Consider the following 22495-nt stretch of genomic DNA (forward strand, 5'->3'; position numbering starts at 1 on the left):
CGATTTTTTTGTACCATTAAATAACAAAAGGGCTAGACCGAAGGTCAATTAAAAATTGACTTTTCGGACAGCCCCTTCTTTTTTTTGCTCTATACGAAATAATACCTTTAAGAACAATCCGTAAAGAAGCACACATTGTATAATTTCTCTTATACTCTGAATTGGCAAGAATCAAGAAAAGTGAAGAAATTAAAAATTTCTGCTTTAGATACAGTAATCATCAAAAAAGTAGATGAGTTTAAGGATGTCTGGCACATTTATTGTAGATCTTATTTCCTCATTTAGAAAACATTTAATGTTTATGATACTTAATACTAAAATTCAAGCATTTAAAATGTTTTTATTTTGATAAGAATAGTTTCAAATTATAGGTAGGCATGTCAAAACATCAATTGAGGATTACACAAGAGTGTATTAATGAATTGGCTTGGTTGTGTCACTGGATAACCTGATAGAATGGTTAGTTGTAGGGGAAATTACAACATACAAGGATGAACTTGCAGCATTAATGGATAAGATTTGCAACAAAACCACCGATGAAGATCCTATATATAATTGTTTTCGGTGATACATAAATACACCAATTTGATAGCCGAGGCGAAGTTAGAACAACAATATTTATTTCTAGTAAATATAATAAAAAAACGAGGACATGCCTCGTTTAAAAAATATAACCGAATATATACCCAATAGACATTAAAAAACCGAAAATAGTATTTGTTTGAGCTGTTGCTTTCATTGCTGGCATCATCTGAATAGGTTCTGTTTTTCCAATAAAGCCTTTCACTGCTTTTATTGGAATTGGTACACTAATAAAAACAACTAATAACCAAATGGAAGCATAATCTAATAAAATCATTAAAATAATCCAAGCGTATGAAAAAATAAACATTCCAGCTAAAATTCTAATCGCATTTTTTCTACCTACAAGGATTGCTAATGTTTTTCGGCCGTTTTCTTTATCTCCATCTAAATCTCTAATATTATTGGAAAGGAGAATAGCTCCGATTAGTATAGAGATTGGTACGGATATAACTATACTGGCGGTTGTGATTTCTCCTGTTTGAATAAAATAAGATATTAAAATAATTACGCAACCCATAAAGAAACCTGAAGTAAGTTCACCAAATGGTGTATAAGCAATTGGAATAGGTCCACCGGTATATAAATATGCCGCTGCCATCGATACCAGCCCAACCACTGCTATCCACCAGCTGCTATTTATACAAATATAAATTCCCAATAACAACGCAAGACCAAATAATATAAATCCTAGATTTAATACAGTTTTTGGCTTAACTCCGTGTCGAACAATCGCTCCTCCAATACCAACGGAACCTTCATGGTCTAATCCTCTTTTATAGTCATAATATTCATTAAACATATTAGTTGCTGCTTGGATGAGTAAACTCGCTATTAACATTGCAATAAATAATATCCAGTCAATAGGAGTATGATATAAAGCGATAACCGTTCCTAATATTACCGGTACAAAGGAAGCCGTTAATGTATGTGGACGTGTTAGCTGCCACCAAACTCGCCAGCCTTTTTGTTGTTTAAGAGCGCCAGGAGTGTTTCGTTGAAGCTCCGTTTGCATGATTCTCTCTCCTCTATTATTAATATGTCTATCATTTAAAGTTTAGAGAAATGCTATACTTGTGTCAATGGATAAACCTACTACACACAGTTCAATTTCCATGTGATATTGATGAAACATGATATAATAATGATGGAAGTAGATATGGGAAAGGTTCTTGAGGTGAAACAATGTACAGCAATAGAGAATTAAAAATAGATGAAGCATATGATGAGGCTATTAGAACTAATAAGAAGATTCTAGTAAGTTTTGTACATAAAGTTAATAACATTGCTCCTCTTTCATTTTTTTCTTATGGTGAAAAGGAATATAAAGGAAAACGTTATTTTTGGAAACATGCGATCGAAAAAGAATGGATTGTAGGTTTAGGAACTGTATACACCATTCAAAAAGAAGAAGACATCGATCGGTTTCAAGAGGCGAAAAATGAATGGAAATCAATATTAAAGAATTCATATATATTTAATTCCTTTCAAAGAATTAATGGTGTTGGCCCTGTTTTGTTAGGGGGATTTTCATTTTTACCAATGAAAAGACAAAATAATGAATGGGAAAACTTTCATGATATACATTTTTATTTGCCAGAATTAATGTTAACAGTTACTGAAGACGATTCGTATTTAACGGAAAATTATCTCCTAGACCCTAATTTACAAAAGCCTAAGTTGCAAGATGTATCTCAAATCATTAATAAAATTGAAACTATTAATCCTCAAAAGAATACGGAATTGACAGTTGTTTCAACAAATGAAAAGTATCCAAACGATTGGATAAGGAATGTAAATAAAGCTATTGATATGTTAAAGAAAAAAGAGCTCAATAAAATTGTTCTAGCTAGAGAAGTTGAAATAGAATTCAATGATGAATTATCACATGAATGTATTATTCAGCGGTTAATGAATGACCAACAAAGCAGTTATATTTTTGCTATTGAGAGTGGTGAGGATTGTTATTTAGGAGCTTCTCCTGAACGATTGATTAGGAAAGTTGATCAGACCATTTCCTCAGTTTGTCTTGCTGGATCAACACCTAGAGGTAAGACGGAAGATGAAGACAAATTGCTTGGAGAAGATTTATTAAAAGATCAAAAAAATTTAGATGAACATCAATTTGTAGTGGATATGATATATGATTCTTTGAAAAAGGTTACAAAAGAAGTGACAGTTCCTGACCGTCCGGTATTGATTAAAATGAGGGATATACAACATTTATATACTCCTGTAAAAGGGAAGATTGAAAAAGACACGACTATATTTGATATCATAAAACAATTACATCCTACTCCAGCTTTAGGAGGTACACCAAAAGAAAAAGCATTGGAACTCATACCTCAACTTGAGTTTTTTGAACGTGGTTTCTATGCAGCTCCGCTTGGATGGGTTGATTATAAAGGGGACGGAGAATTTATTGTAGCCATTAGATCCGGTTTAATAAAGGCGAAAAAAGCGCTGCTATTCGCAGGATGCGGTATTGTTGAAAATTCAAATGCTGAACATGAATTTGAGGAAACCGTTGTGAAACTTAGACCAATGCTCCGTGCGCTAGGAGGAATCATTGCATGAAAATGACGGATGGACAAACGAAATATTTAGCATCATTTATTGACGAACTTTCTCATTCAGGGGTAGAAAATGCAGTTATTTGCCCTGGGTCTCGCTCGACTCCTCTTGCATATTTATTAGCGGAGCATCCGAAAATTAAAGTCTATATGCAAATTGATGAAAGATCGGCTTCTTTCTTTGCATTAGGAATGGCTAAATCAACGAAAAAGCCGGTAGTTCTATTATGTACATCAGGAACTGCGGCAGCTAATTTTTATCCTGCTATTATTGAAGCTTATTATTCAAGAGTACCATTAATTGTATTAACTGCCGACCGTCCACATGAATTAAGAGATGTTGGTGCTCCTCAAGCCATTGATCAAATTCATTTATATGGAAAACATGTAAAATGGTTTAATGAAATGGCAGTACCGGAAGAATCCAAAGAGATGTATCGCTATGCAAAAAATGTTAGTTCCCGTGCAGTCCAAATTTCTTTACAACCACCGGAAGGTCCGGTACATATTAATTTTCCATTACGTGAACCGTTAGTACCAAATCTATTAATAGAAAATTTATTTGAAACTCAACATAAATTAATATCTGTTCATAATGATGGGGTATTAACATTACATACAAATGATTGGGAAATGTTAGCTAGTCGTTTACCTGAGAAAGGGTTAATCATATGTGGAGTTATTGATAATAAAAAATTTAAAGAAGCTGTCATACAGTTAAGCCATCATCTTGCTTACCCGATAATAGCAGATCCATTATCACAAATGAGAAGCAATATACCAGATGGTCACTTGATCATTGATTGTTATGATGCTTTTTTAAGAAATCGTGATGTGGTAAACCATTTTCAACCGGAAATAATCATTCGTTTTGGTGGAATGCCTGTATCTAAAGCATTGTTAAAATATTTATCTCATTACGAAGATATCCCTCAAATTGTCGTGGATAATAGCCTTGGAATGAGAAGAGACCCAACTGGAACAGCAACGAACGTTATATACAGCGATGAAACCATTTTTTGCCAAGAAATCGTTAAACATTCACTAGCGAAAGATATTAGTCCATGGGCTAACCAATGGATGAATGTAAATGCGAAAGTTAAAAATCTTTTATCTAAAGTTGAGAATGAAATAGAAATGAATGAAGGAAAAGTTGTTTACGAACTGCAAAAAAAATTGCCAAATGACGCTTGTTTATTTGTAGCAAATAGCATGCCTATTCGTGATGTGGACACGTTTTTTCACAATACTTCAAAAAATATTCGTATCATGGCAAACCGTGGAGCTAACGGTATCGATGGTGTAGTATCCAGTGCATTAGGGGCAAGTATCAATCATCAAAAAACTGTATTACTAATTGGTGATTTAAGCTTTTATCATGACTTAAATGGGTTGTTAGCTGCAAAAATGCACAATTTGAACATAACTATAATTGTTGTTAATAACAACGGAGGTGGAATATTCTCATTTTTACCTCAAAGGGATGAGGAACAACATTTTGAATTGCTTTTTGGCACACCAACTAATTTAACTTTTGAACACGCTTCTAAATTATATAACGGTGAATATCGAAAAGTGAAAAATTGGGAACAATTCCATCAGTTTATTACTGAGTCCATTGCTTTTGAAGGTCTTTTTATCATAGAAGTTTTTACTAATAGAGAACAGAATAAAACATCACACCAAGAACTTTGGAATTCAGTGAATGACGAAATCAGCAAGTATTTGAAGGATGTTTAAAATGAAGATCCGAATCAATGATGTATTGTATTCTTATAACATATGCGGAGAAGGTGAGCCCCTACTCCTCTTACATGGATTTACAGGTAGTAAAAATACTTGGAATGAATGTATAGAATGCTGGTCGCAATCATTTCAAGTAATTACTATAGATTTATTAGGACATGGAGAAACGGAAAGCCCAAAAGATCCTAAACGTTACCAAATGGAACAAGCATGTTTAGATTTGAAAACTTTATTAGATCAGTTAGAAATAAAATCCGTGAACCTACTCGGCTATTCCATGGGTGGAAGACTTGCTTTATCCTTTGCTTGTTTATATCCACAATATGTAAACCTTTTATTATTAGAAAGTACTTCTCCTGGTTTAAAAACCGAGAGTGAGAGAGTTGAGAGAATCAAAAATGATCAAAAGCTTGCCGATATGATTCAAAAAAAAGGACTATTGACTTTTATTAATTATTGGGAACGTATTCCTTTATTTGAATCACAAAATAAGTTACCTGAACATATTAGACAAAAAGTTCGACTTGAACGAGAAAATCAAAATCCTTTAGGTCTAATCAATAGCTTATTAGGAATGGGAACAGGCATGCAACCATCATGGTGGGACAACCTTTCTAACTTGAAATTACCCGTTCTCATTTTAGTTGGAGAATTAGATGAAAAATTCTATAAAATAGGCTTGGAGATGGAGAAGTTACTCCCAAACGCGTCCCTTGTGAAATTTAATGGCGCTGGTCATGCAATTCATCTGGAACAAGCCGAAAAGTTTGGTACAATAGTAAAGGAGTTTATTAAAGGAGGAAAATTAAATGGCTAGAGAGTGGATTTCAGAGCGTACATATGAAGATATTTTATATGAAACGTATAATGGAATAGCTAAGATTACTATTAACCGTCCCGAAGTTAGAAATGCATTTCGACCAAAAACTGTTATGGAATTAATTGATGCTTTCTCTTATGCAAGAGATGATTCAAAAATTGGTGTTATTATTTTAACAGGTGCAGGTACGGAAGCATTTTGCTCAGGTGGTGATCAAAAAGTACGTGGCCATGGCGGATATGTAGGAGAAGATGAAATTCCGCGATTAAATGTATTGGATTTGCAACGTTTAATCCGAGTGATTCCAAAGCCTGTCATTGCGATGGTTGCTGGTTACGCAATTGGTGGGGGACATGTTCTTCATGTTGTTTGTGACTTGACGATTGCAGCTGAAAATGCTCGATTTGGACAAACGGGTCCTAAAGTAGGAAGTTTTGATGGAGGATACGGAGCTGGCTATTTAGCTCGAATTATAGGTCATAAAAGAGCAAGAGAAATATGGTACTTATGTCGCCAATATAATGCTCAAGAAGCCTACGAAATGGGACTTGTGAATAAAGTAGTACCACTTGAGCAATTAGAGGATGAAACCGTTCAATGGTGTGAAGAAATATTGGAAAAAAGTCCAATGGCTATTCGTTTCTTAAAAGCAGCTTTTAATGCGGATTCTGATGGTTTAGCAGGTATCCAACAACTAGCTGGTGATGCGACATTACTTTATTACACAACGGACGAAGCTAAAGAAGGTAGAGATGCTTTCAAAGAAAAACGTAAACCGAATTTTGGTCAATTCCCTAGATTCCCTTAATTACATGCAGCTTGATGGAAATATTCCATCAAGCTGTTTAATTAGAAAAAGGTGATATAAAAATGATTGAACACCAAACGTTAGAAAATTGGTTAAAAAAAAGAGCATATTTAACACCGAACCGTGTGGCAATTAAATTTCAAAATGAATCAATCACTTTCCATCAATTAGAAGAAAAGGCAAAACTAGTAGCAAAGCAATTAGCATATTGTGGAATTCAGAAAGGTAATTTTGTAGCTTTATTAATGAAGAATCATCCCGATACGGTTTATATGATTCATGCATTACAAAAAATTGGGTGTCCTACCGTTCTATTGAATCATCGACTTACACCGGGAGAATTATCATGGCAAATAAAAGACGCGAATTGCAAATATGTAATTACAGATAAACAATTTATAGAGTGGCTAGAAAGTGATGATCGTTTAATCATTTATACAAAAGATGAGGTATTTGATTCACCTTCTAAAGAAATACCACTCCAAGATTATTTCCAATTAACAGATCCTTGTTCCATTATGTATACATCCGGAACGACCGGTTATCCGAAAGGAGTCGTACAAACATATGGCAATCATTGGTGGAGTGCTATTGGCTCAGTATTAAATTTAGGTTTACATGAAAAAGATGCATGGATTGCAGCAGTCCCTATTTTTCATATTAGCGGATATTCCATCTTAATGAGAAGTGTTATTTATGGAATTCCTGTTCTATTATTTGAAAGATTTGATGAAAAACAAATTAATCAGGAATTAATAAATGGTAGAGCCACGATTATTTCAGTTGTTAGTACGATGTTATCTCGCTTATTAGAAACCTTAGGAACAGAAAAATATCATCCGAATTTTCGATGCATGTTACTAGGAGGAGGTCCTGCATCCCTAACTTTACTTGAAAAATGTAAAAATAAAGGCATACCAGTTTTTCAAACATATGGTATGACTGAGACTTCATCACAAATTGTTACACTCTCTCCTGAAGATAGTTTATTGAAATTAGGTTCAGCAGGAAAACCTCTATATCCATCTTCTATAAAAATTGTGAAAGATGGAAAAGATGTAGGACCAAACGTAGAAGGCGAAATTGTTGTGAAAGGACCAAATGTAACCCCTGGCTATTTGAATCGAAAAGAAGCAAATGAAGAGAGCTTTAAAGATGGATGGTTTTATACCGGAGATATTGGTTACTTAGATGATGAAGGATACTTATATGTACTAGATCGTCGTTCTGATTTGATTATTTCAGGAGGTGAAAATATTTATCCTGCTGAAATAGAAAATGTAATTTTATCTCATCCCTCTGTAAAGGATGCGGGAGTTGTTGGAATTGAAGACTTAAAATGGGGTCAAGTGCCTTGTGCCTGTATTGTATTAAAAGAATCATTGGATTTAAATGAGCTAAAAGTTTATTGTGAAAAAAGATTGGCAAAGTATAAAGTCCCTAAAAAGTTTAAAATGGTCGAAGAACTTCCTAGAAATGCTTCTAATAAATTGTTACGACGAGAATTGAAAAAGTGGTTTCAATAAAATCCGGCTTACGTTTGTAGCCGGATTTACATTTCTTCTTCCAATAAACCAAGTTGATATCCTCTGTAAGAAATAAGATGGTCAATTTCTTTAGGAAGGTTGTCCAAACTTCCAAATTCATACACCCATAAGTTTGTAAAGGAATCGACACAAATGGGAAATGTATAGGCATCTGCTTTTTTCAATTCTTTTTTGAATGCTTCAATAAGCTGTTCTTCTAACACTATGACCACCCAACCCTTAAAGAGAAATTAATTTATGTAAAGAAGACAGAATGAATCTGTCTTCGGAAAGTTTATTTAGGTTTAAATGTCTTACAGTCAGTTTGTTTATGATGCTCTGCTACATCACCTACATGACTTACCACGTAAATTTGATCAGCAGAACAACGATTTCCTTCTTCCCAAAATTGACAGTTTCTTACTTCACATAATACGTCTTTAGCCAATGTATCTTCCTCCTTCATGAGTGATACATCTTTAGTTTGTGTGAGGATGTAATTTTCATGTACAAAAATAATCTGTAGAAAATGTAAAAAAAAGAAGTTTAATGTTACCATTAAACTTCGACCTTTTATTTCAATGCTTTAGTTAAAGATTCAATATTTTTTTCCATAAGCGTAAAATAATTTTCGCTATTTTTTATATCATTTTCGGTCAGCACCGAAAGGTTATGAAGGGGAAGAACATTTGCCTTGATTTCATTTTTGACAACATCAATAATGCGACTTTGAATATTTTGCTCTTGTAATATATATTGAATATCATTCAATTTTGCTAATTCAATAATGTTCTGCAATTGTCTTTGAGATGGCTCACTTGCACTTGAAAGTCCATTAATGGGAATGATTTCTAGATTGTAACGATGTTCCCAATAACCGTAAGCATTATGAGAAACAATAATCGGTTTTTGATTTTTCATTTCAGTTAATTGTATAAATTTTTGATCGATTTCTTCCAAGTTTGATTTCAACTTAAAAAATTGTTGATTGAAATATTCCTCTTGATCTGGAAGTAATTTAGAGAGCGAATTTTTTATTTGTTCGGCTATTTGGATGGAAAAAATTGGATCTATCCAAATATGTGGATCATAATCTCCGTGATGATGTGCGTGTTCCCCTTTATGTTCATCATCGTGATTACTCATTTCCGGTAGTTCAAGTTTTTTTCCCACTTCTAAAATTTGTGTATTTGAATTTTTTAAAATTGGTAATGCTTTATCAACAAATCCTTCAAGTCCTAAACCAATATATATAAATAAATCACTATCTGATAATTCCATCATATCTTTTTGAGAAGGTTCAAATGTATGTTCATCAGCTCCCGGTGGATAAATAGAACTAACGGATACATACTTACCTCCAATGTATTCGGTAAAATATTGAAGAGGATACACAGTTGTAAAAATTGATCGTTTATTTGATTGCTTTTCTTTTGGTTCTTGAGATGTGCAACCGACTAAAAATAAAATAAAAGATACTATCATTAACATACATTTTTTCATGAATACATTTCCCCTTAAATAGGATTTATTCCGATTTTTAAATAATTATTATGTAGATCAAGAAAATAATTTTCTGTACATAAATCGTATTTATTCCGATTTAGACTTAAAAAAAAGCTGCATTAAAAATAATATATGATAAGAGAATGAAATTCAAGCAAAAATTTTATTTCTTAACTTTCTTTTCTGGGACAGGATCAAATCCACCTTTATGAAAGGGGTGACATTTGGAAATTCTTTTAATTGTCAACCATCCGCCTTTCAGAGCACCAAATTTTTGAATTGCTTCTAGCCCGTATTGTGAGCAGGTTGGATAAAATCTGCAAGACGGTGGTTTCAACGGGGAAATATATTTTTGATAAAATCGTATGACTTTCAATAGAATATATTTCATTTTCCATTTTCCTCATTCGAAGGTTCAGTTGGATTTTCTTCATTTTCCGTTAACTCTTCAGGAATTGGATCGACCGTATGTTTATAACTATATCCTTTTGAGATGGTAAGTATACTTAATAATAAAACGATAATGACTATAACGATTGATATAATTAAAATGGTGTACATATTAATCTCCTCCAAAATCATATTTTAACATAATTAATAACCTAAAAAAATGAAAATGTATGATGATTTTTATCATAGGGAAAATTAACGGATAGGAGGATGATATAATGACCAATCAATTAACGGCACAAATGAACACCATTCTTGCAAATTGGATCGTACTATATATGAAATTTCATCATTATCATTGGTTTATTAAAGGTAAGCACTTTTTTGTTCTTCATGATATATTTGAAAAACTGTACAATGAAGCGGCTATCAATATTGACGAATTGGCAGAACGATTATTAGCTCTAGACAAAAAGCCGATTTCAACTTTAAAAGCTGCTTTAGATCATTCGACGATAAAAGAACAAAATATAGAACAAACAGAACAAGAAATGGTCAATGAAACGATCCAAGATATAAAAAAGATGGTTACAGAATTGAAAAAAGGGATTGAATTAGCTGAGGAAAATAATGATGATGTTACAGCTGATCTTTTCATTTCCATGACCCATAATTTAGAAAAACATTTATGGATGTTTAAGTCGTTTTTAGAAGTGTAAAGTCCCGCAAAAGCAATTGCGGGACATTTTATGTAAATTAATGGACGATATGATCAGCAGATGTATCAAAGTCTAAATGACCATTATTAATCATTTTTTCTTTCAACTTTTCAGATATATATTTCCCCATTAGTTGGTATAAATCATCATAACTCAATTCGGCAAAAAGCAAAAGTATATCTTCTCGTGACATTTCTTGCATAACAGTTGCGGTAATAATATCAATATCTTCTTCATCTGCAATTAGCTTATCTTTGTATAATTCATATAATTTATCGATAAAACGCATCATATACCCCCTTTTTACTTATCTATTGTATTGGACGAAAACATTAATTCCGATGTTACTTATGAATTTCTTTCCATATTCCGTAATATTTACATTCAACTTATAAATTATTAGTAAATACATGATTTTATACTTTTTGCAAAAGACTAAAGGTAATAACGAGTTTGAAATGATTACCTAAAGGGGGGTATCCTTTGCCAGATAAAAAGACATATTATATATCTGTTGCACGAGGGGAAATTTCACAAAGTAGTACAGATTCTCCATGGGACTTTAAAATTGAAGCTAATGATGAAGAAATAACATTATTAAGGGAATATTTTGATCAACTTTACACCGCGGATCATTTAAGTTTTTATCGTGCACATGTACCATATGTGCAATATCATTTTGATCGAGAAAATGATGCTTATGATATGACATTAAAAAAAGTTTATGGAATGATTTATGAACTTGGTGACGAGGAAGCGAGAAATCATATTGAAAATATGGGTATTTTAGACAATAATAATAAAGACCATTTATAAAGATCACCTATTTTCATTTACACAGTTTTGAAGGTAATTTGTGTCTAATAGGAAAGCTTTTTAACCGATTAATGGATTAAAAAGCTTTCTTCTTTATTTATTGTTGGAAGTTATAAAAATTTACTATCATAGGAACAACAATTATTATTTACATATAAAGCACAACATTCATGAGGATGAAGTTAGATATGAACTTAGTTTGGAGGAAGCGTATGATACATTTTCTTGATCAAAATGGTAATAAAGTCTCCTTTTCATTTGAAAAACATCCTTTTCAACAATCTCCGAAACACGTATTTGTTATTTGCAGATATAATCAAGCTTGGTTATTAACCAACCATTCTGAGAGAGGATATGAATTTCCAGGTGGGAAAGTAGAAGATGGAGAAACGATTGAAGAATCGGCCATTCGAGAAGTTTATGAAGAAACTGGGGGAATTGTAGAAAATTTGCATTATATTGGTCAATATAAAGTAGATGACGGAAAATCATCTTTTGTAAAAGCTGTTTTTTATGCAGAAATTAAAGAAATAGTCCCAAAAGATAATTATTTAGAAACATATGGTCCTGTTTTGACTGATTCCACTCTTTCTAAAAATGATTTAGACCATACATATAGTTTTATTATGAAAGATGAAATGTTACAGCTTTGTTTATCCTATATTAGGAATCAAATATGGAAATAAAACAGGCTGGAAAAAACTGGTTTCAAGTAAGGAAAAGGAGAAATTGAGAGGTTATTTCTCAATGCTGAGGTTAAAGGAAAAATGATTTGTAATTCTGGAATATGAACTTGCAAGTCGACAAAAAAATGCAACTAGGTTGATTTTATTTGCAAGTGGATGGTTCGAGGGTGAATTGGTTATTCCAGTCATCGAAAAATCTTGCAACTCATATTGATAAATTTGCAACTTGATCGTTTGAGGTTGATTTTTTCTCAAAAAGGAAGGAATTGCAGGTGCCATCCTTACCGATGGGATGAAAATTTGCAACTCTGATTATCGAATTTGTAAGTTTACAAAGCGTTTTTGTAACTTTGAAAGAAGTATTTGCAACTAGCAAACATCGTATTTGCAAGTGAAAGAAAAAAACTTGTAACTATCGAAAAATTATTTGTAACTCTGGAATATGAACTTGCAAGTCGACAAAAACACTTGCAACTAGGTTGATTTTATTTGCAAGTTGAATGTTCAAGAGTGAATTTGTTAATTTTTAATAAAATGCAAAGCCAGTGAAATTTCACTAGCTTTATCTATTGTGAGGAGGATTTTGTCTCAGCCTCTTTGGACCCAACATACTAAACGGATTCAGATAAGGGTGTGAAGTTAGCCAGTTTTTGATACGGATTCAATAATCCCAAAGGCTAGTCGACTTTTCTTCACTTCTACTATAAAGAAATAGTAGCACAAACCTTGGCCTTGGTTTGTACTACTAATCTTAGTATGTTTTTAATGTTTAATTAATTTCTTTTCTATAAATTCTACAATTTGATACATTATAGTTGCGAAAATGGCAATTAGTAGTAAGGATAAAAGAACCAATGTAAAATTAAATACTTGGAAACCATAAATAATCATGTATCCTAATCCTTTTGAGGAAACTAAAAACTCACCTACAATAACTCCCACCCACGATAGTCCAACATTCACTTTTAATGTAGAAATAATTGTTGGGAATGAGGCTGGTAAAACGGCTTCCTTAAACGATTGCAATCGTGTTGCTCCAAATGTTTGCAATACCTTTAAATAATTTTGGTCTACCTCTTTAAAAGATGTATAGACGACAATAGTAGTAATAATAACTGAGATTATCGTTCCCATCGCAATGATTGAAGTAAATCCTGGTCCTAATGCAACAATTAAAATAGGACCTAGTGCCACTTTCGGCATTGCATTTAACACGACTAAATAAGGATCTATGACTTTTGAAAAGAATGGAAACCACCATAATAACGCAGCGATTATCGTTCCAAGGATCGTTCCTAAAATAAATCCCAATACTGTCTCGAATATGGTGACATATAGATGGGAGAATAATGTTCCATCCTGAATATTTTCAATAAATAGGTTCCAGACTTTAAATGGGGAACTAAAGATCAATGGATCAATCCAGCCAAATCTGCTTGAAATTTCCCATAAGACAAAAAATGATATAAAAATAATGAATTGGTAAAATCTTATCCAACGCTTTTCTCTTTTTATTTTTTGTAAAAATTGTTTATGAAGGAGCTGAATGTTCATATCTTGCTTCAAGTTTCTCCATCTCCTTCCATATTCCTTGAAATAGTTCATTAAATGATTCCGTATTTCTTGCATGGAAAGGTAATTGCTTTTTTATTTCGTCAGGGACAATAAAAGTTTTGTAAACAGTTCCTGGGTTCCTCGATAATAAATAGATGCGATCACTCATCGCTATGGCTTCTCCAATATCATGGGTAACTAATATCGCTGTTTTACCGAATTGTTTTAAGGTAGAGAATACTAAATCTTCAAGCTTCAATTTCGTTTGAAAATCAAGTGCAGAAAAAGGTTCATCAAGTAGGAGTAGTTTTGGATTTGTAGCAAGTGTTCGAACAAGTGCAACTCTTTGTCTCATTCCTCCTGACAACTGGTTCGGATATTGATGATTCACTCCATGAATCCCCATCTTTTCTAATAATTGAATCGTACGCTCTTTTGATTCTTTATTTAATTGATTGGAAATCTTTAAGCCTAATAATATGTTTTCTTCAATGGTTTTCCAAGGAAATAAATAATCCTGTTGGAGCATATAGCCAATATTATTTTTTTGGTGAAAAGTTGATTTGTTTTCTAAAGTGACCTCTCCGGAAGTCGGGCGGATTAAGCCAGCGATGATAGAAAGCAATGTAGTCTTCCCACAGCCGCTTGGTCCTAAGATCGAAATGAATTCTCCTTCGTTTACTTGAAAATGAACATTTTTAAGAGCCGTGTTAGCAGAGTCTTTTGTAAAATACGTATGATGTACATTATTGACAGATAGAAAACTCATAGACTGCCTCCTATTCATTGATGATTTTTTCTGCAATCTCTGTATTCACTAGCTCTTTATAATCCATTCTTTTTGGCAATTCACCAGCTTCTTCCATAATGTCTTGTAAGTTATTCCATTCTTCTTCGTCTAAAATTGGATTTTCTGCGAAAGATTTTTGGTCCTTGTATCGTTCAATAACCATAACAATAATATCCATATCTGTATCTTCAAAATATGGTTGAATAACTTTTGCAACTTCTTCTGCACTATTTTCATAAACCCATTTTTGTGCTTTATAGATAGCTCGTGTAAATTTTTCTATAATTTCTTTTTTATTTTTGAAATAACTTTCTTTTGTCATATAAGTTGTATAAGGTACATGACCACTTTCCGTTCCGAATGAAGCCACAATATAACCAATTCCTTCTTTTTCAAAAATACTTGCTTGTGGTTCAAATAATTGAACAAAATCACCAGTACCAGAGGCAAAAGCATTAGGAATATTTGCATAATCGACGTTCTGAATTAAATTCAAATCACTGTGAGGATCAATGTTATGTTTTTTTAGAACAAATTCTCCAACCATTTGTGGCATGCCACCTTTTCTTTGTCCTAAAAAGTCTGAGCCTTTAAGTTGCTCCCACTGAAAGTTTTCAATTTTTTCACGAGAAACTAAAAAAGTTCCATCCGTTTGTGTCAATTGGGCAAAATTTATGATAGGGTCATCGCTTCCTTGGGCTGTAACATATATACTTGTTTCAGACCCGACTAATGCGATATCTGCACCGTTGGATAGAAGAGTTGTCATTGTTTTATCTCCGCCCCAAGCAGTTTTTAAATCAATTTCAATCCCTTCTTCTTCAAAAAAACCTTTTTCAATGGCAACGTATTGTGGCGCATAAAAAATGGAACGCGTTACTTCAGCAATACGCACCTTTTCTAAGCTAGTAGAATTTTTTCCACATGCAAATAGGGTGAAAATTAGCATGATAAAAACTGTAGTTAAAGTGATGTATTTTAATGCTTTCTTCATGTTGCAGCCTCCCTTTAAAGTGAGATGATATAAAAATCTACAATATTCTATGTAATGTTCAAAAATGTGTGAATGCCTATATTCAAAGCTATACAATAATAAAAATTTGCAACAAACAGTGTGTTTGAGTAATGTTAGAGTACAAGGAGATAAAGGTGGAATACGATGAGTAAACATTTGATTTCAAAATATCCTTTTCCGTCACCTAATCCAAATATAGACCTTTCGATTGTCACCTATTGGTCTAATGGTTTAAAAGTGAAAGGGTTATTAGCTGAACCAAAAATGAAAGGAGAATATGAAGGATTATTATATTTACGCGGGGGAATAAAAAACGTTGGCATGGTTAGAGCCGCCAGAATCGCACAATTTGCACATGAAGGTATGATTGTTTTTGCCCCTTTTTACAGAGGAAATTGTGGGGGAGAAGGTTCTGAAGATTTTGCAGGAGAAGATCGTAACGATGCTTTTTTCGCCTATGAATTTTTAAAAGGGTATGAAAGAGTAAAAAATGGGAAGGTTCATGTTTTTGGATTTTCAAGGGGAGGAGTAATGGCATTATTTACAGCGATTCGATATGATGATGTCAGCTCTCTTGTTACATGGGGAGGCGTTTCAGATATGTTTTTAACATATGAGGAACGTGTGGATTTAAGAAGAATGATGAAAAGAGTCATTGGAGGATCACCGAACAAGAAATTTGATGAGTATAAAAAACGAACCCCATTATATGAGTTAGAAAATATCCATTGTCCCGTTTTAATTATTCATGGGTTAAAAGATCAAAATGTCTCTTATCAACATGCCTTACGATTAGAAAAGCGATTAAAGGAATTGAATAAACAAGTTGAAACATGGTATTGGGATGAATTTACTCATTACTTTCCTCCAGATGTTAATCGTAAAATTGTTCAACAATTAATTAAATGGATGAAACAAGTAGGAAAGTCTGATACGATGAAAATAGATTAAGGTGAAAGGGAGAGAAATGATGGGGATGCCATTTGAATTACAAACGGTGATTATTACAAATGGGTTTGAGAATAGACTCGATCAAAATTTTTTCGAATTAGTAAAGGATGGATATCATCTTTACCCACTACATGTCCCTATTCCTGTAAAAAGATCCATTGATGGTGATTTAACAGGAGAAGGAATTATACAAAAATTAGAATTGTCTGAAGGAAAAACAACTATTATTTATGAGTTATTAAAATTAAAGTCAATCAATTAAGCACTACATATAAAAATCCCCCGGAATACGTTTTTCCGGGGGATTATATTAACCAATTGGTCCGCCTAATTCCGCAATTTCCTTTGGAACGTTATTAAATTTCTTAAAGTTTTCACGGAATTGATTGGCCAATTCTTTCGCTTTCTTCATATAAGCTTCTTTATCTTTCCAAGTATTTATCGGTTGTAAAACTTCGTCAGGGACACCTGGTACATGGACTGGAATGTTTAATCCAAATATTTCATCTTTCACTGTTTCAACGTTTGAAAGTTCTCCAACTAATGCCGCTTGTACCATGGCACGGGTATAGGATAATTTCATTCGTGTTCCTACTCCGTACTCACCACCAGTCCAACCGGTATTTACTAAAAACACTTCCACGTGGTGTTGGTCAATTTTTTCTCCTAACATTTCCGCATATTTTGTTGCAGGTAATGGTAGGAAAGGTGCTCCAAAACAAGTTGAAAATGTTGCTTCAGGAGAGGTTACTCCACGTTCTGTTCCTGCAAGTTTACTTGTATAACCACTTAAGAAATGGTACATTGCTTGTTCTTTCGTTAATTTTGAAATTGGAGGAAGCACTCCAGTTGCATCGGCTGTTAAGAATAAAATGGTTGTCGGATGACCGGCAATACTAGGGTCAACGATATGCTCAATAGCTTGGATTGGATAAGCCGCGCGAGTATTTTCAGTTAATGAACCATCATCATAGTTAGGAATTCTTGTTTCTTCATCTAAAACAACATTTTCAAGCACTGAGCCGAAACGAATGGCATCGAAAATTTGAGGCTCTTTTTCTCTAGATAGATTAATACATTTTGCATAACAACCACCTTCAATATTGAAGACGCCATTAGCTGACCAACCATGCTCATCATCACCGATTAAGCGGCGATTAGGGTCTGCGGATAATGTCGTTTTACCTGTACCAGATAATCCGAAGAATAAAGCCACATCTCCTTCTTGACCAACATTGGCTGAACAGTGCATTGATAAAATCCCCATCTCTGGAAGAATATAATTCATTACAGAGAAAATGGATTTCTTCATTTCTCCTGCGTATTCAGTACCACCAATTAAAACGACTCTTTTTTCAAAAGAAATAATAATAAATGTTTCGGAATTGGTACCGTCAACAGCAGGATCAGCTTTAAATGTAGGAGCAGAAATGACAGTAAATTGAGCTTCATGATTTGCTAATTCTTCCATTGTTGGTCGAATAAATAATTGATGGGCAAATAAATTATGCCAAGCAAATTCATTGACTACTTGAATTGGCAAGCGATATTTTTCATCTGCTCCAGCAAATCCCTTAAATACAAAGACTTCATCTTTTTCTTTTAGATAGTTGATCACTTTTGTATATAATTTAGTAAAAGCTTCTTCGGAAATTGGTTGGTTAACAGAACCCCAATCAATTTTATCCTTAATTGAAGACTCTTCGACGATAAATTTATCTTTAGGTGAACGTCCAGTATACTTTCCAGTTGTAGCTCTTACTGCTCCTGTGGAAGTAAGGACACCTTCTTTTCTTTCTAACACTTTTTCAACTAATTGAGGAACAGATAACTGTACATGGATATTTTGGCCGGATAACAACTCATTCAATTCAGTGATAGTGCTGACAGAACTCATTAGAAAACCTTCCTTTTCGAAATATTTCTAAAAACATCTGAAAATAGTATAACACATTAATATGAATAGTCTATACTAATTGTTCTTTTTTCATTGAATTGTTAAAAGTTTTTCACATTAAAAGTAGCGACTATTTCCAGACTATAAAACGTCACATATATATAATAAGAAGAAATGAATCAGAAGAAAAGGGTTTAAGCAAAAGAAATATAAAAAATAGCGAATATTGACTATAGTATTTGTTTACAACATGGAAGAAATAAGTTGACATTGTTAAACAAGGTCAGTTATGATTTATGATTGAACGGATACTCTTATCCCGAGTTGGTGGAGGGACAGGCCCTATGAAGCCCGGCAACCAGCTTAAAATTATTTTTAAGCAAAGGTGCTAACCTGATGCAAGGTTTTCAATTCCTTGATCGATAAGAGTGAGAGGCAAATAATAACATTATACCTTTCCTCGAGGAGGAAAGGTTTTTACATGTCATTGCGATGATTACATAGGAATAATCTAAAACATTTGCCTTTGTTAATAACATTTTTTATAAATTATGAATGTTTTCTTCATACTAAAAGGGAAAAAAACAGTGTATCCGTTTCGCTATGTATTTGAATATATATAACCATTGCCAATTATCCGCCTTTCATAAAAAGTGGTCGGAGACAAGCAATGAATATGAAGGAGGGTTAACATTGACAAAACGTCGCTTATTTACTTCTGAATCCGTTACAGAAGGACATCCGGATAAAATTTGTGACCAAATTTCGGATGCAATTTTAGATGAAATTTTAGCTAAAGATCCAAATGCTCGTGTAGCTGCTGAGACTTCAGTTACAACTGGACTTGTGCTTGTAGCTGGGGAGATTACGACAAATTCATATGTTGACATTCCAAAAATTGTTCGTGATACTATCCGAGAAATTGGATATACACGTGCAAAATATGGTTTTGATGCTGATACTTGTGGTGTCATTACTTCTATTGATGAACAATCTCCAGATATAGCCATGGGTGTTGATAAAGCGTTAGAAGCAAGAGAGGGCTTAATGACTGATGAGGAGATTGAAGCTATCGGTGCAGGCGACCAAGGGCTAATGTTTGGATTTGCATGTAATGAAACAAAGGAACTCATGCCACTTCCAATTTCTTTAGCTCATAAATTAGCGAGACGATTAACGGAAGTAAGAAAAGAAGAAATATTACCATATTTACGTCCGGATGGAAAAACACAGGTGACGGTTGAATATGATGAAAATAATAAACCGGTAAGAATCGATACCATTGTCATCTCAACTCAACACCATCCAGAAATTACACTTGAACAAATTAAACGTAATATTAAAGAATATGTCATTGACCCAATTGTTCCAAAAGAATTCATTGACGAGCAAACGAAATTTTTTATTAATCCAACTGGTCGTTTTGTTATTGGAGGGCCACAAGGGGATGCTGGTCTTACTGGACGTAAAATTATTGTAGATACGTATGGTGGATATGCTCGACATGGTGGTGGAGCATTCTCTGGAAAAGATCCAACAAAAGTTGACCGCTCAGCTGCATATGCTGCAAGATATGTTGCTAAAAATATTGTAGCTGCAGGATTAGCTGATAAATGTGAAGTTCAATTAGCCTACGCTATTGGTGTAGCACAGCCAGTCTCAATTTCCATTGATACTTTTGGTACAGGGAAAGTAAGTGAAGATGTTTTAATTGATGTCGTTCGAAAAAACTTTGACCTTCGTCCTGCTGGAATCATTAAAATGCTTGATTTAAGAAGACCAATATATAAACGTACAGCTGCATATGGACACTTTGGACGTACAGATATTGATCTTCCTTGGGAAAAAACAGATAAAGCTGAAATTTTAAGAAAAGAATGTTTAGGAAAATAAAAAAGAATAATGATTTGTTGTATAATTGGTAAAAAGAAGTTACATTTTTAGTGTAACTTCTTCTTTTCTATATATGTCTAATAAAAGGGAATTTGCGTCTATTCAGCAGATCTCCCATTTACAAACAAAATTACTTTTTAATTTATTATAAGGATGTGGACGTATTTCATGTGTGGCTTTATTGGTTGTATAACAAATCATTTTGGACAAGTTAATGAAGAGGAAGTAAGTTCAATTAAAAATATGAATAAAATGATTCATCATCGTGGACCTGACGAAGAAGGTTACTATTTTGATGAATATGTATGCTTTGGCTTTAAACGATTAAGCATTATAGATTTAGAATCAGGTCAGCAACCATTATCTTATAATAATGATAGATATTGGATTATATTTAATGGTGAAATTTATAACTATATTGAGTTAAGAGAAGATTTGATAAAACAGGGGGATGTTTTCTCTACTCATTCAGATACGGAAGTTATTTTGGCTCTATATAACCGTTATAAAGAAAAATGTGTTGAAAAACTTCGTGGAATGTTTGCATTTGTCATATGGGATAAAGAAGAAAAAACGTTATTTTGTGCGAGAGATCCTTTTGGAATTAAACCATTCTTTTACAAAATGGATGGAGAAAAACTTTATTTTGCTTCAGAAAAGAAAAGTATATTATTGGCAATGAAAGAGGACAAACTCAATCATGATTCCCTGCAACATTATTTAACGTTCCAATTCGTACCGGAACCATATACGATGTCCGTACAAATTGAAAAATTATTGCCAGGTCATTATATGATCAAAAAAATAGATGAGCCGTTAAAAATTGAAAAATATTTTTCTGTAACTTTTCATCCTGTATTAAAAACTGAAGAAGAATGGGTCAAAGAAATTAGAGATGTATTATATGATTCAGTGAATGTCCATATGAGAAGTGATGTTCCTGTTGGATCGTTTTTATCAGGAGGAATTGATTCTTCCATCATTGCTACAATTGCCAGGGAATTCCATCCGAAAATTAAAACATTTTCTGTAGGATTTGAAAGAAAAGGATTTAGTGAAATTGATGTGGCAAAAGAAACAGCTGAAAAATTAGGCGTCGAAAATTATAGCTATGTAATCACTCCAGAAGAATATATGAAAGAGTTCCCGAGAATTATATGGCATATGGATGATCCATTGGCTGATCCTGCCTGTGTTCCCCTCTATTTTGTCTCTAGAGAGGCAAGAAAACATGTAACTGTTGTTCTTTCAGGTGAAGGAGCAGACGAATTATTTGGTGGGTATAACATTTACCAAGAACCAAATTCCTTAAAAATATTTCAAAGAATTCCAAGTTTAATTAAACGTATACTGCTCGTGTTATCAAAAATGATGCCAGAAGGAATGAAAGGAAAAAGCTTTTTAGAAAGAGGATGCACCCCGTTAGAAGAGAGATATATTGGAAATGCAAAAATGTTTACCGAACGAGAAAAAAGTTTATTAATGAAACATTATCGTGAAGATTTACCGTACCAATTAATAACAAAACCACTATATGCCAAAACAGTCGGGTATGATGATGTCAATCGGATGCAATATATTGATATACATACTTGGCTTAGAGGTGATATTTTACTCAAAGCGGACAAAATGACAATGGCTCATTCACTAGAACTACGAGTTCCGTTTTTAGATAAGAAAGTTTTTGAGGTGGCATCTAAAATCCCAAGTGAAATGAAGGTCAATAGTGGAACGACAAAATATATATTGCGTAAATCAATGGAAGGAATCGTACCGGACCACGTTTTACTAAGGAAAAAGTTAGGATTCCCTGTGCCGATTAGACATTGGTTAAAAGATGAAATGTATGATTGGGTCAAACAAATTATTTTAGAAAGCAATACGGATGAATATATTAACAAACAATATGTTTTGGATCTTTTAGAGAAACATGTAAACGGAAAACATGATTACAGTCGTAAAATATGGACGGTTATTACGTTTATGATTTGGCATGCTGTATTTATTGAAAGAAAATATGAATTTGAAAAAGAAAGATTATTGGAGACAGTTATACAATAGGTAAGCAAGAAACCACCATTTTCCGAATTATGGATAATGGTGGTTTTTCTTGTGCGCCCGGCATGGGTGTAATCTATAGGGTGAAAGTCCCGAGCTGCGAAGGCAGAAGTAGCAGTTAGCTTAACGCAAGGGTGTCCGTGGTGACGCGGAATCTGAAGGAAG

At 33.4% G+C, this 22495-nt stretch carries 23 protein-coding genes and 1 riboswitch; of the genes, 12 read left to right on the forward strand and 11 right to left on the reverse strand.

Annotated elements, in window-relative coordinates; all coding sequences use genetic code 11:
* Nucleotides 1-661: 661 nt before the first annotated feature.
* A complete protein-coding gene (locus AC3ASS_RS09560; protein WP_488283304.1) occupies nt 662-1597 on the reverse strand; it encodes a 1,4-dihydroxy-2-naphthoate polyprenyltransferase in 936 nt (311 codons plus the stop codon).
* Nucleotides 1598-1767: 170 nt separating this feature from the next.
* Between AC3ASS_RS09560 and AC3ASS_RS09565 the strand changes: the two genes are divergently transcribed.
* The 5 genes from AC3ASS_RS09565 (at nt 1768) to AC3ASS_RS09585 (ending at nt 8055) form a co-directional block, all read left to right on the forward strand.
* Nucleotides 1768-3159, forward strand: a complete 1392-nt coding sequence (locus tag AC3ASS_RS09565; RefSeq protein WP_488283305.1) for an isochorismate synthase — start codon at nt 1768-1770, stop codon at nt 3157-3159.
* The gene (menD, locus tag AC3ASS_RS09570; protein WP_488283306.1) at nt 3156-4895 is read left to right on the forward strand and encodes a 2-succinyl-5-enolpyruvyl-6-hydroxy-3-cyclohexene-1-carboxylic-acid synthase; all 1740 of its coding nucleotides are present in this window, start codon (nt 3156-3158) and stop codon (nt 4893-4895) included. Before AC3ASS_RS09565 ends, menD begins: the two co-directional genes overlap by 4 nt.
* A gap of 1 nt (nt 4896) precedes the next feature.
* The gene (gene menH, locus AC3ASS_RS09575; RefSeq protein WP_488283307.1) at nt 4897-5718 is read left to right on the forward strand and encodes a 2-succinyl-6-hydroxy-2,4-cyclohexadiene-1-carboxylate synthase; all 822 of its coding nucleotides are present in this window, start codon (nt 4897-4899) and stop codon (nt 5716-5718) included.
* Nucleotides 5711-6529, forward strand: coding sequence for a 1,4-dihydroxy-2-naphthoyl-CoA synthase (gene menB / locus AC3ASS_RS09580; RefSeq protein WP_488283308.1), 819 nt, complete (start codon nt 5711-5713; stop codon nt 6527-6529). The genes menH and menB overlap by 8 nt, the downstream gene beginning before the upstream one ends.
* Before the next feature lie 62 nt (nt 6530-6591).
* Nucleotides 6592-8055 carry an o-succinylbenzoate--CoA ligase gene (locus tag AC3ASS_RS09585; protein ID WP_488283309.1) on the forward strand — a complete coding sequence of 488 codons (1464 nt, stop codon included), beginning with the start codon at nt 6592-6594 and terminating at the stop codon, nt 8053-8055.
* A 26-nt stretch (nt 8056-8081) separates the two neighbouring features.
* Here AC3ASS_RS09585 and AC3ASS_RS09590 read toward each other — a convergent pair whose 3' ends face one another.
* From AC3ASS_RS09590 to ytzI, 5 genes are all read right to left on the reverse strand, one after another.
* Nucleotides 8082-8279, reverse strand: coding sequence for a hypothetical protein (locus AC3ASS_RS09590; RefSeq protein WP_488283310.1), 198 nt, complete (start codon nt 8277-8279; stop codon nt 8082-8084).
* Nucleotides 8280-8350: 71 nt separating this feature from the next.
* Nucleotides 8351-8503 carry a DUF1540 domain-containing protein gene (locus tag AC3ASS_RS09595; protein ID WP_488283311.1) on the reverse strand — a complete coding sequence of 51 codons (153 nt, stop codon included), beginning with the start codon at nt 8501-8503 and terminating at the stop codon, nt 8351-8353.
* A 125-nt stretch (nt 8504-8628) separates the two neighbouring features.
* On the reverse strand, nt 8629-9558 hold the full coding sequence (locus AC3ASS_RS09600) for a metal ABC transporter solute-binding protein, Zn/Mn family (protein WP_488283312.1): 930 nt from the start codon (nt 9556-9558) through the stop codon (nt 8629-8631).
* Between the two features lie 166 nt (nt 9559-9724).
* Complete coding sequence (gene yidD, locus AC3ASS_RS09605) at nt 9725-9952, reverse strand: membrane protein insertion efficiency factor YidD (RefSeq protein WP_488283313.1); 228 nt, start codon at nt 9950-9952, stop codon at nt 9725-9727.
* Nucleotides 9949-10122 (reverse strand): YtzI protein, encoded by a 174-nt coding sequence (gene ytzI / locus AC3ASS_RS09610; protein ID WP_488283314.1) that lies wholly within the window; start codon nt 10120-10122, stop codon nt 9949-9951. The genes yidD and ytzI overlap by 4 nt, the downstream gene beginning before the upstream one ends.
* A gap of 107 nt (nt 10123-10229) precedes the next feature.
* Here ytzI and AC3ASS_RS09615 point away from each other — a divergent pair, with 107 nt between their 5' ends.
* Nucleotides 10230-10670: a Dps family protein gene (locus tag AC3ASS_RS09615; protein WP_488283315.1), complete on the forward strand. Its 441-nt coding sequence runs from the start codon at nt 10230-10232 to the stop codon at nt 10668-10670.
* A gap of 37 nt (nt 10671-10707) precedes the next feature.
* Here AC3ASS_RS09615 and AC3ASS_RS09620 read toward each other — a convergent pair whose 3' ends face one another.
* On the reverse strand, nt 10708-10959 hold the full coding sequence (locus AC3ASS_RS09620) for a DUF6154 family protein (RefSeq protein WP_488283316.1): 252 nt from the start codon (nt 10957-10959) through the stop codon (nt 10708-10710).
* Nucleotides 10960-11153: 194 nt separating this feature from the next.
* Between AC3ASS_RS09620 and AC3ASS_RS09625 the strand changes: the two genes are divergently transcribed.
* Together AC3ASS_RS09625 and ytkD are read left to right on the forward strand one after the other, a co-directional pair.
* The gene (locus tag AC3ASS_RS09625; protein WP_488283317.1) at nt 11154-11486 is read left to right on the forward strand and encodes a hydrolase; all 333 of its coding nucleotides are present in this window, start codon (nt 11154-11156) and stop codon (nt 11484-11486) included.
* Between the two features lie 212 nt (nt 11487-11698).
* Entirely contained in the window at nt 11699-12172 is a 474-nt protein-coding gene (ytkD, locus tag AC3ASS_RS09630) for an RNA deprotection pyrophosphohydrolase (protein ID WP_488283318.1), read from the forward strand.
* 762 nt (nt 12173-12934) lie between these two features.
* On the opposite strand, the gene AC3ASS_RS09635 is transcribed toward ytkD, so the two are convergent.
* Genes AC3ASS_RS09635 through AC3ASS_RS09645 form a run of 3 tightly spaced genes read right to left on the reverse strand, consistent with a single transcriptional unit; the run spans nt 12935 to nt 15510 of the window.
* Complete coding sequence (locus AC3ASS_RS09635; RefSeq protein WP_488283326.1) at nt 12935-13726, reverse strand: ABC transporter permease; 792 nt, start codon at nt 13724-13726, stop codon at nt 12935-12937.
* Entirely contained in the window at nt 13704-14495 is a 792-nt protein-coding gene (locus AC3ASS_RS09640; RefSeq protein ID WP_488283319.1) for an ABC transporter ATP-binding protein, read from the reverse strand. Before AC3ASS_RS09640 ends, AC3ASS_RS09635 begins: the two co-directional genes overlap by 23 nt.
* Before the next feature lie 10 nt (nt 14496-14505).
* Complete coding sequence (locus AC3ASS_RS09645) at nt 14506-15510, reverse strand: ABC transporter substrate-binding protein (RefSeq protein ID WP_488283320.1); 1005 nt, start codon at nt 15508-15510, stop codon at nt 14506-14508.
* 165 nt (nt 15511-15675) lie between these two features.
* Between AC3ASS_RS09645 and AC3ASS_RS09650 the strand changes: the two genes are divergently transcribed.
* Together AC3ASS_RS09650 and AC3ASS_RS09655 are read left to right on the forward strand one after the other, a co-directional pair.
* A complete protein-coding gene (locus tag AC3ASS_RS09650) occupies nt 15676-16482 on the forward strand; it encodes an alpha/beta hydrolase family protein (protein ID WP_488283321.1) in 807 nt (268 codons plus the stop codon).
* A 19-nt stretch (nt 16483-16501) separates the two neighbouring features.
* Complete coding sequence (locus AC3ASS_RS09655; RefSeq protein WP_488283322.1) at nt 16502-16744, forward strand: DUF2584 domain-containing protein; 243 nt, start codon at nt 16502-16504, stop codon at nt 16742-16744.
* Between the two features lie 48 nt (nt 16745-16792).
* On the opposite strand, the gene pckA is transcribed toward AC3ASS_RS09655, so the two are convergent.
* A complete protein-coding gene (gene pckA / locus AC3ASS_RS09660; RefSeq protein ID WP_488283323.1) occupies nt 16793-18379 on the reverse strand; it encodes a phosphoenolpyruvate carboxykinase (ATP) in 1587 nt (528 codons plus the stop codon).
* Between the two features lie 311 nt (nt 18380-18690).
* A riboswitch (SAM riboswitch) is annotated at nt 18691-18808 on the forward strand.
* 264 nt (nt 18809-19072) lie between these two features.
* On the opposite strand from pckA, the gene metK reads away from it, so the two are divergent.
* Together metK and asnB are read left to right on the forward strand one after the other, a co-directional pair.
* Nucleotides 19073-20272 (forward strand): methionine adenosyltransferase, encoded by a 1200-nt coding sequence (metK, locus tag AC3ASS_RS09665; protein WP_488283324.1) that lies wholly within the window; start codon nt 19073-19075, stop codon nt 20270-20272.
* A 168-nt stretch (nt 20273-20440) separates the two neighbouring features.
* Nucleotides 20441-22333, forward strand: a complete 1893-nt coding sequence (gene asnB, locus AC3ASS_RS09670) for an asparagine synthase (glutamine-hydrolyzing) (protein WP_488283325.1) — start codon at nt 20441-20443, stop codon at nt 22331-22333.
* The last annotated feature ends 162 nt before the right edge of the window (nt 22334-22495 follow it).

Source organism: Bacillus sp. JST-5 (genome assembly GCF_057747715.1).